The organism is Micromonospora sp. NPDC050784 (assembly GCF_044456765.1).
GTDB classification, from domain to species: domain Bacteria; phylum Actinomycetota; class Actinomycetes; order Mycobacteriales; family Micromonosporaceae; genus Micromonospora; species Micromonospora foliorum.
This window is the reverse complement of record NZ_JBITGG010000003.1, coordinates 360903-373517: the sequence shown is the minus strand read 5'-3', so window position 1 is coordinate 373517 and position 12615 is coordinate 360903. Positions and strand designations below refer to the sequence as shown.

Here is a 12615-nt window from a genome sequence, read left to right as displayed (position 1 = left end):
CGGCGGCAGCCCTGCGCGGCCCGCGTCCGGCGGATCGGTCAGTCCAGTCGTCGTTCGATTGGCAGCCGGGCCCGGGTGAACAGGCCCGCCCCGAGCATCGCCACCACCGGCACCAGCACCAGGACCCCGAGCGCGGGCCACGGCACCAGAAAGGGGTACGGATCGGGTATCGGCCAGGCGTTGGCGTACTGCCGGTTCACCGAGACCAGCACGATCGCGGCGGTGCCGAGGCCGGCCACGATGCCGAGCACCGAACCGAGACCGGCGATGACTCCGGCCTGGCAGATCGCCAGCAGCCGGCGTACCGCCGGGGCCGCGCCGACGGCCGCGAGGGTGGTCAGCTCGGCGCGCCCCTCGGCGGCGGCGAGCGCGGTCGCGATCCCGGCCGCCCCCACCGTGATCAGCCCGGCCGCCGCCGCGAGCAGCAGAAGCAGCGGCGAGACGTCACGTGGGCCGCCGCTGTACTCCACGCTCAGCGAGAACGTCCCGAAGGGCCGCAGGGCGGCGGCGAACCGTGCCTGTTGCTCCTCGTCGGGCGCTGTGGTGGTGCCGATCACCCAGCCGGTCGCGGACCAGCTCAAACCGAGTTGCCGGGCCGCGGCGGCGGACAGCAGCAGGCGGGACTGGCCGGTCGCCCGGGGCAGCGCGTACCCCGGCAGGTCGCGGACGGTGATCGGCAGGTCCGGCCCGTCCGCCACCTCCCTGACTCGGACGGTCACTAGGCCGTCGTGCAGGTAGCGCGGGTCGGTCACCACCACGCCGCCCGCGCGCAGCACCGCCGTGGCGGCGGCGGTCGTCGCCGCGTCCACGCCGGTGAGCAGGGGTAGTGCGGTTCCGTCGTCCACCCCGGCCTCCACGTAGCCGCCGAAGTAGTCCGCCTCTCGGATCCGGCAGCGTGGGTCGGCTCGGGCCTGCTGGCGCTGCGACTCGGAGAGTTGGTCCCCGGGCTGCCAGGGGCAGACCTCGTGCGGCGGGAGCACCGGCGCGATGTCGCAGTAGCCGGTGTCCGTGGCCCCGCAGGCCGGTGTCCGCACCGGGGCGACCGCGCCGGCCCCGAGTTGGTTCCGGGCCGCGTCGGTGATCTGGGCCAGTGTGGGCTGCCGGGTCGAGTCGTTCGGGTTGACCAGTACGTGGCCGATCGGCAGCGCCGGCCGGTAGGCGCGCGCGTCGCGGGCGCCGTCGCTGGCCAGGTATCCGCCGAGGGCGACGCTGCTGGCGACGGCGGCCATCACGGCGCAGATGGCTGGTGCCGCGGCGGCCCGGTTGCGGCTGGCGTCGCGCAGCGCGATCCGTGGTGCCAGCGGCAACACCCGGCCGAGTCGGGCCAGCGCCCCGAGCAGCGTGGGCGTGCAGCACACCAGGCCCAACTCACCGAGGATCAACCCGGTGAGGATCACCGCCGGGGAGGTTCGGGTGGCCCCGAACGCCGCCAGCCCGGCCCCGCCGACCACCAGCGCCAGTCCGAGGGCCAACCACCGGCCCCGGGACGTCGCGGGGGTGCGTCGCCCGGCCAGCCCGGCGCTGACGTCCTGGCGGGCGGCGGTCCAGGCCGGTGCCAGCGCGGCGAGCACCCCGGCCAACACCGCGACGCCACCGAGCAGGACCAGCGCGGTCGGCCAGCAGCGGTAGCCGCCGAAGCGGGCGCTGAAGACGTACTGCTCCATCAGCGGGCGACCGGCGAACGCCGCGCCCACGCCGACCAGCAGGCCGGCGGCGGCCCCCAACACACCCAGCACCACACCGTCGGCCAGCACGACCCGGCGGAGCTGGGCGGCGTCCCCGCCCGCCACCGCGACCAACGCCAGGTCCCGCCGCCGACGACGGACACCGACGGCGAAGGCCGGCCCGACCAGCAGGACGACCTCCAGCAGCCCGAGGCCGGCGATGAGGACACCGGTGCTCAGGTCGTTGGCGCCGTCCCGCGTGATCGACCCGAACCACGTCCGGTTCGCGGCGGTCCCGGAGCCGCTCGGCTGTCGGCTGGTGACCACCACCCCCCGGTCGTTGAGTCGGGACACCAGCGCTGCGTCCACCGCTCCGGGCAGGTCCGCCAGCCAGACGCTGTCCGGCTCCGGACCGCTCGCCGGCACGGCCCCCGGGTGCAGCGCCACCACCGGCCCGAGATCGTCGGGAAACTCGACCACCCCCACCACCGTGTACGCCCTGCTCCCGTCGGCGGTGGCCACGGCGTGGCCGAGGCGCAGGTCGAGGCGGCGCAGCGCCGCCGGACTGACCGCGACCTCACCGGGTTGCTGCGGCGCCCGACCGGCTCGGAACCGCACCAGCCCGCGGGCCAGCGGGTCGGTGAGGTCCAGCACCCGACCGTTCACGACCTCGTCGCGGCGCGGGCCGCGCAGGGTCAGCGGGACGCGCGGACGCAGCTCGGTGACCCGGCTGCCCGGCCCCAGCAGTGCGGTCAGCTGGGCAGCGGTGACCTTCCCGGGGAGCTCGCCGTCGCGGGTGTACCAGCCCTCACCCCACTCGTCCTGCCCCACCGGGGCGTTGGCGATCCACTGCAGCTGCGCGTCGGCCACGCCGAGCCGGCGGTCGACGCGTTCCGCCGGGGTCAGCTCGGCCATGTCGTAGCTCGCCGCCAGGAAGGCCAGCGCCGCGACCGGCATGGCGATCATCGCGAGCACCAGGGCGGTCCGCCGTCGGGACCGGCGTGACTCCCGCCGGGCGATCCGCAGCGCCGTCCGCCAGGAGCCGGTCAGCTCGGCGAACCGCCGTCGGCCGACCGGGGCGGGCGACGTGACCGGCCGCGGCGTCGCGGTGTCGGCCCGAGCGGCGGCCCGCGTCAGGCGGCGGATGGTCACCGGTCGCTGCCGGACAGCAACTGCTCGACACTGCCCAACGGTGCCGTCGTGTCGACCAGCACGCCGTCGCGGAGGAACACCACCCGGTCGGCCCAGCCCGCGTGCCGCGCCTCGTGGGTGACCAGCACTCCGGCGGCACCCGCGTCGATCCGGCGGCGCAGCAGGTGCAGCACCGCCTCACCGGTCTGGGAGTCCAGCGCCCCGGTGGGCTCGTCGGCGAGGACCAGCCGGCGTTCGCCCACCAGCGCGCGGGCGATCGCCACCCGCTGCTGCTGCCCACCGGAGAGCTGGTCCGGGAAGCGGTCACCCAACGCGGGCAGCCCCACCTCGGTGAGCGCGGCCTTGGCCAGTGCGCGGGCCCGACGTCCGCTGGTCCCGTCGAGTTCCAGGGGGAGCGCCACGTTCTCCAGTGCGCTCAGACTGCCCAACAGGTTGAGCTGCTGGAAGATGTAGCCGATCCGACGGCGGCGCAGCTGGGCCAGCCCGCGGCGGTCCAACGCCCCCAGCGGTTGCCCCTCGACCCGGACCTCGCCGCCGGTCGGGCGGTCCAACCCACCGGCGAGAGCCAGCAGGGTCGATTTACCGGAGCCGGACGGCCCCATCACGGCGACCAACTCGCCTGGCCGGACGACTAGACTCACGCCGCGTAGCGCGTGCACCGCCGCCGGCCCGGCGCCGTGGGTGCGGTGGACGGCGCGTAGGTCCAGCACCGCGTCGTCCGACCCGCTCACCGTCGCGCCTCCTCGCCGGCCCATCGAGCCGCGTCCCGCGCGTCGTCGTCACCGGATCGGGGAGCGGGAGGCGCCGGGCCGCTGGGTTGGTGCCGGACCAGACTGGTCTCGCAGTGGTCCAGCCAGCGCACCTCGGCCTCGGCCTGGAACACCATCGAGTCCAGCACCAGGCGCCAGGGGAGGTCCTCCGGCCGGTTGCTGCCGTACTTCAACCGGGTCAGCTCCTGCAGGGCCCGCATCGTCGCGCTGCGTTGGGCCTGCACCACCGACCGGACGTCGACCCCGGGTGTGGTCAGCGCCAGCGCCAGCTTGATCGCCAGCTCGTCGCGGGGTCGGTCGGTACGGCTGATCGGGGTGGCGAACCACAGCGCCAGGTCCGCCCGGCCGGCGTCGGTGATCTCGTACGGGCGCTGCCCGGCCTCGCTCTCCGGCAGCGGGCGCACCAGACCGTCCCGTTCCAGCCGGGACAGCGTGGTGTAGACCTGCCCGATGTTCAGCGGCCAGGTCGAGCCGGTCGACTCCTCGAACGCGGCGCGCAGCTGGTAGCCGTACATCTGGCCGCGTTCGAGCAGAGCGAGCAACCCGTGACGGATGGACATGGCAACGGAGTATGCATACCTGGTATGCGCACCGCAACCGGAGCGGACCGGTTCAGGCCGGTCGCCCGGGAAACGCGACAGTCAGCGGGGTCAGCCCGGCGGTCTTGCGCCACCGGGTGGCCCGCACGGCGTACTCGACCAGGGCGGCCAGCGCCTGGTCCCGGTCGGCGCCGGTGGTGGACGCCAGGGCGGCCCGCCAGTGCGCGGCCGTGCGCTCCTCCACCTCGGCGGCGAGTCGCAGGGCGCTCGCCCGGTCGGTGACCGGGAACGGCAGGGCGTAGCCGGCGCGGTCCGGCGGGACGACGCCGCCCGCCGTGGTGAGCTGCACCACGAGGGCGTCACGTCGGCGTCGGTGCGCGGCCTCCGCCTGGCGTGCCGCGTCCCGGGCCGCTCCGCTGAGCCGGACGCCGATTCGTCCGTAGGCGTAGATGGCCGCGTACTCGGCGGACAGGGCGGCGGCGAGCGCCTCCCCGGCGGACGGCTGCCTCACTTCAGTGCCTCCTGGTGAGTGGCCCGGGCGGCGACGATCGAGCCGAGCAGTGCCGCCCGCTCGGCGGGGGCCGCGGCGCAGGCGGCGGTGGCGGACTGCTGGGCGGTCTTCTCCAGCGCCCGCAGGGCGGCGCGCGCGCCGTTCGGGTCGGCCGCCGGGGCGGTGGTCGGGGCGGCGGAGGCCGCCGACGGCAGGGTCACGCCGATCAGCCGGGCCAGCTCGGTGGCGTGCGCGGTGTGCGTCTCGGCGATCGGGTTGAGCCGGTCGGCGAGCTCGGGATGGGCGGCCACGCTCGCCCGGTACGCGGCGGCCAGCGCGAGCGACTCGTCCATCGTCGGCCGCAGCGGGTCGGGCGTTGGGGCTGGTTGGTCGTCGCGGTCGAAAAGATCACAGCCGGTCAGTGGCGTCACGGTGCCGCCGAGCACCAGCAGCGCCCCGGCACTCAGGAGCTTTCGCCGGGAATGTCCGGATGCTTGGTCGCGCTGCGTCGTTCTGCCGATCCCCACCGGCCAAGTCAACACCATGCGCGCCGCTCCGGGGGTCATCGGCGTCGGTGCGCCGCCCGGTCCGCCACCGGGCAGGCGCGTTACGCTCTGCGCAACCACCGGCGTGTCCACTCCGGTGGCGTGCCGGCATGGCGGGACGACCGGTCACCGTCGACCAGGGAGAGGGTGCGGAGATGACGCAGCGTGGCCGTGCCACCAGGCCGACGGGTCGACCCCGCGGTGCCGCGGGTCCCCGCGGCGGTGACCTCGCCGCGCGGCGGGACCGACTGCGGGCCGTGATCGAACCGGTGGTCAACGGCGCCGGTTACGACCTGGAGGACCTGTCGGTTTCCCGGGCCGGCCGCCGGCACGTGGTGCGGGTGATGGTGGACACCGACGGCGGGATCGACCTGGACGCCGTCGCGGACGTCTCCCGCGCGGTCTCGGCCGCGCTGGACGCCGCGGAGGAGACCGGTGGCGACATCGTCGCCGGCGAGTACCAGCTGGAAGTCAGCTCGCCCGGCGTCGACCGGCCCCTCACCCTGCCCCGCCACTGGCGGCGCAACGTGGGCCGACTGGTCAAGGTCACCGTCCGGGGCGCGACCGCGCTGCCCGGCCAGCGGGGCGAGCAGCCCGCCGGTGACCGTCAGCTGACCGGCCGGGTGGTCGCGGCCGACGACGAGGGCGTGCACCTGGAGACCGACGACGGCCGCGCCGCCTGGGCGTACGCCCAGCTGGGCCCCGGCCGCGTGCAGGTCGAGTTCACCCGGCTCGCCGAGCTCGGTGAGCCGGACGACGAGTTCGACGACGCGGATGATTCCGACGAGATCGACGATTCAGACGACATCGACGACGAAGATGATGTGGAGGACGAGGAGAGGTGAACATCGACCTCGCGGCGCTGCGCGCACTCGAGCGCGAGCGGGAGATCCCGTTCGACACGATTCTCGCGGCGATCGAGACCGCGTTGCTGACCGCCTACCGGCACACCGACGGAGCCGAACCGCACGCCCGGGTGGAGATCGACCGTAAGTCGGGCGCCGCCCTGGTGTACGCGCAGGAGATGGACGACGACGGCAGCCTGGTGCGGGAGTGGGACGACACCCCGCACGACTTCGGCCGGATCGCCGCCATGACCGCCAAGCAGGTGATCCTCCAGCGGTTGCGGGAGGCCACCGACGAGGTGCACTTCGGTGAGTACGTGGGCCGCGAGGGTGACCTCGTGACCGGCGTGGTGCAGGCACACGAGACGCGCACCGAGAAGGGCATCGTCAGCGTCGACCTGGGCAAGCTGGAGGGCGTGCTGCCGCAGTCCGAGCAGGTGCCCGGCGAGCGGTACGCGCACGGCGAGCGGGTCCGCTGCGTCGTGGTGCACGTGGCCAAGGGCATGCGTGGGCCGCAGATCACCCTGTCCCGGTCGCACCCGGCTCTGGTCAAGAAGCTGTTCGCCCTGGAGGTGCCGGAGATCGCCGACGGCACCGTGGAGATCGGCGCGATCGCCCGTGAGGCGGGCCATCGCACGAAGATCGCCGTCCGCTCCACCACCCCCGGGGTGAACGCCAAGGGCGCCTGCATCGGCCCGATGGGTCAGCGGGTGCGTGCGGTGATGAGCGAGCTACACGGTGAGAAGATCGACATCATCGACTGGTCGGACGACCCGGCCACGTTCGTCGGTAACGCTTTGTCGCCGGCCAAGGCGCTGCGGGTCGAGGTGGTCGACCTGGCCGGTCGGGCCGCCCGGGTGACCGTTCCCGACTTCCAGCTCTCGCTGGCGATCGGTCGGGAGGGGCAGAATGCCCGACTCGCGGCCCGATTGACCGGTTGGCGGATCGATATTCGCTCCGATGCGGAGCAGACGGCGCCGGCGGCGCGTGGGGTAACTGATCACGTGCGGGAGCCGGGCGGCGCGATCTCGGGGAGCTAGGGGTAGACTTCCTCCAGTGGTACGACGCGCGCAGCCGGAGCGCACCTGTGTGGGTTGCCGGCAACGTGCGCCGGCCAGCGAATTGCTGCGGATCGTCGCGGTCAGAAACGAGGCTGGTCACAGCCTCCGGCCTGATCCGCTCCGCAGGCTGCCGGGTCGGGGAGCGAACATGCACCCGGATCCGGCCTGCTTCGCGCTGGCGGTGCGGCGCCGCGCCTTCGGGCGTGCGCTGCGCAGCACCGAGGTCCTCGACCACGGTGCGCTGGCGGAGCACGTCGATGCGCCAACCACTACGTCCGGTCAGCCCGACCGGGCGAGGGTCGCTAGCAGGGTAGGACGACCGACATGAGCACACGATGAAGTCCCTGAAATGACCAGGCTTCAAGTGCACGAGTGAGGTCGCTGCGGGTGCTGCCCGCACGACCTCGGAGTGAGGAGTGCAGTGGCAGGCAAGGCCCGCGTACACGAGCTTGCAAAAGAGCTCGGGGTCGAGAGTAAGACCGTTCTCGCCAAGCTGAAGGAAATGGGCGAGTTCGTGAAGTCCGCGTCCAGCACCGTCGAGGCGCCCGTCGCCCGGCGGCTGCGTAACGCATTCGTCGCGTCCGCCGGAGCCCCGGCTCCGGCCGCCCCGTCGGCGCCCGCGTCGACGCCGGCTTCGACCCCGACCCCGACGCCAACCCCGACCCCGGGCGCGCCCCGGGTCTCGGCCAAGCCGATGCCGCCTCGGCGGCCGGCCGCGCCGGCACCCGGTCCGAAGCCCAAGGGTCCGGTTCCCGGTGCGACGCAGTCGGCGACCCCGGTCGCCAAGCCGGCGAGTGCCCACGACATCGAGGTGGCGGCCGCGGAGGCGCGTGCCGCCGCGCTGAAGGCTGAGCAGGAGGCCGCGGTCAAGGCCGCGCAGGCCGCCCGCCAGCAGCAGCGGGAGAACCCCGTCCGCCGGGAGCCCCCGGCAGACGGCGGTAACCGCCCCGGCCCTCGGCCGGGTCCCGCGGCGATGCCGCCCCGTCCCGGTTCGCCGGCAGCTCGTCCGAGCACGCCGGCTCCCGGTCCGGGTGCCCGGCCGGGCGGTCGCCCGCCGGCGCGCGGTGCTGGTAACAACCCGTTCGGCATCCAGGGTGGCCAGCAGCAGCGGCCCCCGGCCGCCGGTGCGGGTGGCCCTCGGCCGAACAGCCCGGCGGGTATGCCGCCGCGGCCCAGCCCGAACTCCATGCCGCCGCGGCCCAGCCCGGCGTCCATGCCGAGCCAGCGTCCGGCTGCCGGTCGCCCCGGTCCCGGTGGCGCTGGTCGTCCCGGCGGTGGCGCTGGTCGTCCCGGTGGCGGCGGTGGCGGCGGCTTCCGTGGCGGTCCCGGCGGTGGCGCCGGTGGCGGCGGCGGTTACCGCGGCGGCCCTGGTGGCGGCGCGGGTGCCGGCGGTGGCGGTGGCTACCGTGGCGGTCCCGGCGGCGGTGCGGGTGCTCCCGGTGGCGGTTTCCGTCCGGGTGGTCCGGCCGGTGGCGGCGGTCGTCCGGGTGCGGGCGGTCGTGGCCGTGGCGGCGGTGCCGCGGGTGCCTTCGGGCGTCCGGGTGGTCGGCCGACGCGCGGTCGCAAGTCCAAGAAGCAGCGCAGACAGGAGTTCGACAACCTGTCGGCTCCGACCATGAGCTCGGGTGCTCCCCGGGGTCAGGGTCAGATCGTCAGGCTCTCCCGTGGCGCCTCGCTGTCCGACTTCGCGGACAAGATCAACGCCAACCCGGGTTCGCTGGTCCAGGAGATGTTCAACCTGGGCGAGATGGTGACCGCGACCCAGTCCTGTTCTGACGACACCCTGCACCTGCTGGGTGAGCACCTGGGCTTCGACATCCAGATCGTCAGCCCGGAGGACGAGGACCGCGAGCTGCTCGCGCAGTTCAACATCGACCTCGACGCGGAGGTGGCCGAGGAGCGTCTGGTCAGCCGTGCGCCGGTGGTGACCGTCATGGGTCACGTCGACCACGGTAAGACCAAGCTGCTCGACGCCATCCGTAAGGCGAACGTCGTGGCCGGTGAGGCGGGTGGCATCACCCAGCACATCGGTGCCTACCAGGTCCACGTCCCGCACGAGGGCGAGGACCGGGCGGTCACCTTCATCGACACCCCGGGTCACGAGGCGTTCACCGCCATGCGTGCTCGTGGTGCCCAGGTCACGGACATCGTGATCCTGGTCGTCGCGGCCGACGACGGTGTGATGCCGCAGACCATCGAGGCGTTGAACCACGCCAAGGCGGCCGACGTGCCGATCGTGGTCGCGGTCAACAAGGTCGACAAGCCGGACGCCAACCCGGACAAGGTCCGCCAGCAGCTGACCGAGTACGGCCTGGTCGCCGAGGAGTACGGCGGCGAGACCATGTTCGTCAACGTGGCCGCCAAGCCGGGCATCGGCATCGAGGAGTTGCTCGAGGCTGTCCTGCTGACTGCCGACGCGTCGCTGGAGCTGACCGCTCCGATCGACGGGCCGGCGCAGGGTGTGGCCATCGAGGCACACCTGGACAAGGGCCGCGGTGCGGTGGCGACGGTGCTGGTGCAGAAGGGCACCCTGCGGGCGGGCGACTCGATCGTCGCCGGTGGGGCGCACGGCCGGGTCCGGGCCATGCTCGACGAGAACGGCAACCAGCTCACCGAGGCTGGGCCGGCGCGTCCGGTCATGGTGCTGGGTCTGACGGCGCCGCCCGGCGCGGGAGACACGTTCCTGGCCGCGGCGGACGACCGCACGGTGCGGCAGATCGCCGAGCAGCGGCAGGCACGGCGGCGGGCGGCGTCCTTCGCCAACTCCCGTGGTCGGGCCACCCTCGAGACGCTCATGGAGCAGCTCAAGGAGGGCGAGAAGACCTCGCTCAACCTCATCCTCAAGGGCGATGTCTCCGGTTCGGTGGAGGCTCTCGAGGACGCGCTGTTCAACCTCGACATCCCCGAGGAGGTCCAGCTCAAGGTCCTCGACCGGGGCGTCGGCGCGATCACCGAGAGCAACGTCATGCTCGCGAGCGCCTCGTCCGAGCCGGTCACGATCATCGGCTTCAACGTGCGGGCCTCGAACAAGGTCCGTGAGATGGCCGACCGCGAGGGCGTGGAGATCCGGTACTACACCGTCATCTACCAGGCCATCGAGGAGATCGAGGCAGCGCTCAAGGGCCTGCTCAAGCCGGAGTACGAGGAGGCCGAGCTGGGCACCGCGGAGATCCGCGATGTCTTCCGCTCGTCCAAGATCGGCAACATCTCCGGTTGCATCGTCCGGTCGGGCATCATCCGACGCAACGCGAAGGCTCGCCTGCTTCGGGACGGGGCGGTCGTGGCGGACAACCTCACGATCACCTCGCTCAAGCGGTTCAAGGACGACGCCACCGAGGTCCGCGAGGGCTTCGAGTGCGGTCTGACCCTGGGTGGTTACAACAACGTCCAGGTCGGCGACGTCATCGAGACCTTCGAGATGCGGGAGAAGGTTCGCGCCTGATCCGGCAGTGACGCGCTGATCAAGGGGTTTACGCCGACTGGCGTAAACCCCTTGATCATGCGGGGCGGGTTGGCGGTATCGTCCGGGGCGATGTTCACCGGAACCGCGGTCTTCGACCTGCTGCTGCCGGGCGACTCCAGGTCGCTCAAAGCCAAGAGATCATATGTACGGCCGATCGTGGCGGCGCTACGCCGCTTCGAGGTGTCGGCCGCCGAGGTGGGTGCGCTCGACCTGCACGGTCGAGCGCAGCTCGCGGTGGCCGTCGTGGCCGCCGAGACGGCGCACGTCCGCGAGGTGCTCGACTCCTGTGAGCGCCTGGTGGCCGGTCGCCCCGAGGTCGAGTTGCTGTCGGTTCGGCGCCGGCTCTACGGCGTGGACGACGACTGAGCACGGTGCCGGCTGGTGCCGGGCGACCGGAGCGGCCCCGAAGGTAATGTTCGAGATGTTGGCCGGTCGGCCGGCGGCCTCCGGGCCGCCGGCTCGACCGGAAGCAGGACGCCGTGGAGGTGGCGAGATGTCTGATCCGGCCAAGGTACGCCGGCACGCGGAACGGGTGCGTGAGCTGGTCGCGTCGGTGGTGCGGAGCCAGATCAAGGACCCGCGGCTCGGGATGATCACGATTACCGACGCCCGGATTACCGCTGACCTGCGTGACGCGACGGTTTTCTACACCGTGCTCGGTGACTCGGTGGCCCAGGCGGACACCGCGGCGGCGCTGGAGAGCGCCAAGGGGCTGCTGCGCAGCACGGTCGGCAAGGCCCTCGGGCTGCGCCACTCGCCGACCCTCACGTTCGTCCTCGACGACGTGCAGGATCAGGTCAAGCACATCGACGACCTGCTCGCCGCCGCCCGCAACGCCGACGCCGAGGTGCAGCGGCTCGCCGCCCAGGCGAAGTACGCGGGCGAGGCCCAGCCGTACCGGGTGGATGACGAGGACGACGAGACGGACGAGGCCGACGAGGCCACCGACGTCAAGGAGACCCCGCGGGGTGGGGAATCGCGGTGACCAGCACCGCCAGTGCCCCGCCCGCCGGGGCAGCCGGGCTCGGTCCCGCCGAGGCGGACTGGGCCGCGGCCGAGGCGTTGGTGCGGGCTCTCCCGCCGACCGCCCGGACGCTGCTGATCTGCCACATCAACCCGGACGGCGACGCGCTGGGCAGCATGCTCGGCTTCGGTCTGGGCCTGCGGCAGTTCGGCGTACGCGACGTGCAGGCGACCTTTCCCGGGCCGCCGGAGGTGCCGGAGCCGTTCCGGGGGCTGCCCGGGCTGGACCTGCTGGTCCCGGCGGACGCCGCCGACCCGGCGCCCGATCTGGTGATCTGCTTCGACGCGGCCAGCGAGTCCCGCCTTGGCGAGTTGGCCGGGCGGCTGTCGTCGGCGGGTGCGGCGCTGGTGCTCGACCACCACGCCTCCAACCCCGGTTTCGGCACGGTCAACCTGGTCGACCCGGGCGCGGCGGCCACCTCGGTGGTGGCCGAACAGCTGCTGGCCCGGCTCGGGGTGGTGGTGGATCCGGCCATCGCCGAGTGCCTCTACGTGGCGCTGACCACGGATACCGGCTCGTTCCGGTTCGAGGCGACCACTCCGGCGGTGCACCAGATGGCCGCCCGGTTGCTGGCGACCGGCATCTCGCCCGGTGACATCTCCCGGCGGGTCTTCGACACCCGACCCTTCGGCGCGGTCCGCCTCTTCGGTGAGGTGCTCGGTCGGGCCCGGCTGGAGCCGGCCGCCGCCGGGGGCCGAGGGCTGGTCTGGACCTTCGCCACCCTGGACGACCTGGCCCGGCACGACCAGCGGCCGTACGTGCTGGAGGCGCTGATCGACTCGGTGCGCTGCACCGCCGAGGCGGATGTGAGCTGTATGGTGAAGCAGACCAGGCCCGCCGAGTGGGCCGTGTCGATGCGCAGCAAGGGTGCGGTGGACGTCAGTCGGGTCGCGGTCGCGCTGGGCGGTGGCGGGCACACGTTCGCGGCCGGGTTCACCGGTCGGGGCACCGTCGAGCAGGTGGTCGAGTCGATCCGCGGTCAGCTGGACGCCGCGCTGATCGGCTGACGTCGCCCTTCGAGCGCTATCGATCGGTCGGTCCGGAAGATCAGGGTCAGCTCCG

General features: G+C 73.3%; 12 protein-coding genes. 7 read left to right on the top strand and 5 right to left on the bottom strand.

The genetic code is table 11. The features are described 5' to 3' along the window. Positions 1-38 precede the first annotated feature (38 nt). Genes ACIBD9_RS06180 through ACIBD9_RS06160 form a run of 5 tightly spaced genes read right to left on the bottom strand, consistent with a single transcriptional unit; the run spans position 39 to position 5046 of the window. Positions 39-2816 carry an FtsX-like permease family protein gene (locus ACIBD9_RS06180; protein ID WP_396714999.1) on the bottom strand — a complete coding sequence of 926 codons (2778 nt, stop codon included), beginning with the start codon at positions 2814-2816 and terminating at the stop codon, positions 39-41. Further along, positions 2813-3571, bottom strand: coding sequence for an ABC transporter ATP-binding protein (locus tag ACIBD9_RS06175; RefSeq protein WP_396714997.1), 759 nt, complete (start codon positions 3569-3571; stop codon positions 2813-2815). The genes ACIBD9_RS06180 and ACIBD9_RS06175 overlap by 4 nt, the downstream gene beginning before the upstream one ends. Next, positions 3544-4146 carry a PadR family transcriptional regulator gene (locus ACIBD9_RS06170; RefSeq protein ID WP_238662051.1) on the bottom strand — a complete coding sequence of 201 codons (603 nt, stop codon included), beginning with the start codon at positions 4144-4146 and terminating at the stop codon, positions 3544-3546. The genes ACIBD9_RS06175 and ACIBD9_RS06170 overlap by 28 nt, the downstream gene beginning before the upstream one ends. A 52-nt stretch (positions 4147-4198) precedes the next feature. Then, on the bottom strand, positions 4199-4636 hold the full coding sequence (locus ACIBD9_RS06165) for a ferritin-like domain-containing protein (protein WP_396714994.1): 438 nt from the start codon (positions 4634-4636) through the stop codon (positions 4199-4201). Further along, the gene (locus tag ACIBD9_RS06160) at positions 4633-5046 is read right to left on the bottom strand and encodes a hypothetical protein (RefSeq protein WP_396715082.1); all 414 of its coding nucleotides are present in this window, start codon (positions 5044-5046) and stop codon (positions 4633-4635) included. The genes ACIBD9_RS06165 and ACIBD9_RS06160 overlap by 4 nt, the downstream gene beginning before the upstream one ends. 269 nt (positions 5047-5315) lie before the next feature. Between ACIBD9_RS06160 and rimP the strand changes: the two genes are divergently transcribed. The 7 genes from rimP to ACIBD9_RS06125 all read left to right on the top strand — a co-directional run bounded on the left by rimP (position 5316) and on the right by ACIBD9_RS06125 (position 12560). Next, positions 5316-6005, top strand: a complete 690-nt coding sequence (rimP, locus tag ACIBD9_RS06155; protein WP_396714992.1) for a ribosome maturation factor RimP — start codon at positions 5316-5318, stop codon at positions 6003-6005. Next, positions 6002-7045 carry a transcription termination factor NusA gene (nusA, locus tag ACIBD9_RS06150; protein WP_387174052.1) on the top strand — a complete coding sequence of 348 codons (1044 nt, stop codon included), beginning with the start codon at positions 6002-6004 and terminating at the stop codon, positions 7043-7045. The genes rimP and nusA overlap by 4 nt, the downstream gene beginning before the upstream one ends. 16 nt (positions 7046-7061) lie before the next feature. After that, positions 7062-7394: a YlxR family protein gene (locus ACIBD9_RS06145; RefSeq protein ID WP_387174050.1), complete on the top strand. Its 333-nt coding sequence runs from the start codon at positions 7062-7064 to the stop codon at positions 7392-7394. Between the two features lie 93 nt (positions 7395-7487). Beyond that, positions 7488-10508, top strand: a complete 3021-nt coding sequence (gene infB / locus ACIBD9_RS06140) for a translation initiation factor IF-2 (RefSeq protein ID WP_396714990.1) — start codon at positions 7488-7490, stop codon at positions 10506-10508. A 90-nt stretch (positions 10509-10598) separates the two neighbouring features. Further along, positions 10599-10895: a DUF503 domain-containing protein gene (locus ACIBD9_RS06135; RefSeq protein ID WP_030489481.1), complete on the top strand. Its 297-nt coding sequence runs from the start codon at positions 10599-10601 to the stop codon at positions 10893-10895. 127 nt (positions 10896-11022) lie between these two features. Then, a complete protein-coding gene (gene rbfA, locus ACIBD9_RS06130; RefSeq protein ID WP_387174046.1) occupies positions 11023-11514 on the top strand; it encodes a 30S ribosome-binding factor RbfA in 492 nt (163 codons plus the stop codon). Continuing rightward, complete coding sequence (locus ACIBD9_RS06125; RefSeq protein ID WP_396714987.1) at positions 11511-12560, top strand: bifunctional oligoribonuclease/PAP phosphatase NrnA; 1050 nt, start codon at positions 11511-11513, stop codon at positions 12558-12560. The genes rbfA and ACIBD9_RS06125 overlap by 4 nt, the downstream gene beginning before the upstream one ends. The last annotated feature ends 55 nt before the right edge of the window (positions 12561-12615 follow it).

Bases quoted from the DNA above. Each gene is read 5' to 3' on its own strand.
- rimP (WP_396714992.1), top strand. From the start codon at position 5,316: ATGACGCAGCGTGGCCGTGCCACCAGGCCGACGGGTCGACCCCGCGGT.
- ACIBD9_RS06170 (WP_238662051.1), bottom strand. From the start codon at position 4,146: ATGTCCATCCGTCACGGGTTGCTCGCTCTGCTCGAACGCGGCCAGATG.
- ACIBD9_RS06175 (WP_396714997.1), bottom strand. From the start codon at position 3,571: ATGGGCCGGCGAGGAGGCGCGACGGTGAGCGGGTCGGACGACGCGGTG.
- rbfA (WP_387174046.1), top strand. From the start codon at position 11,023: ATGTCTGATCCGGCCAAGGTACGCCGGCACGCGGAACGGGTGCGTGAG.
- ACIBD9_RS06135 (WP_030489481.1), top strand. From the start codon at position 10,599: ATGTTCACCGGAACCGCGGTCTTCGACCTGCTGCTGCCGGGCGACTCC.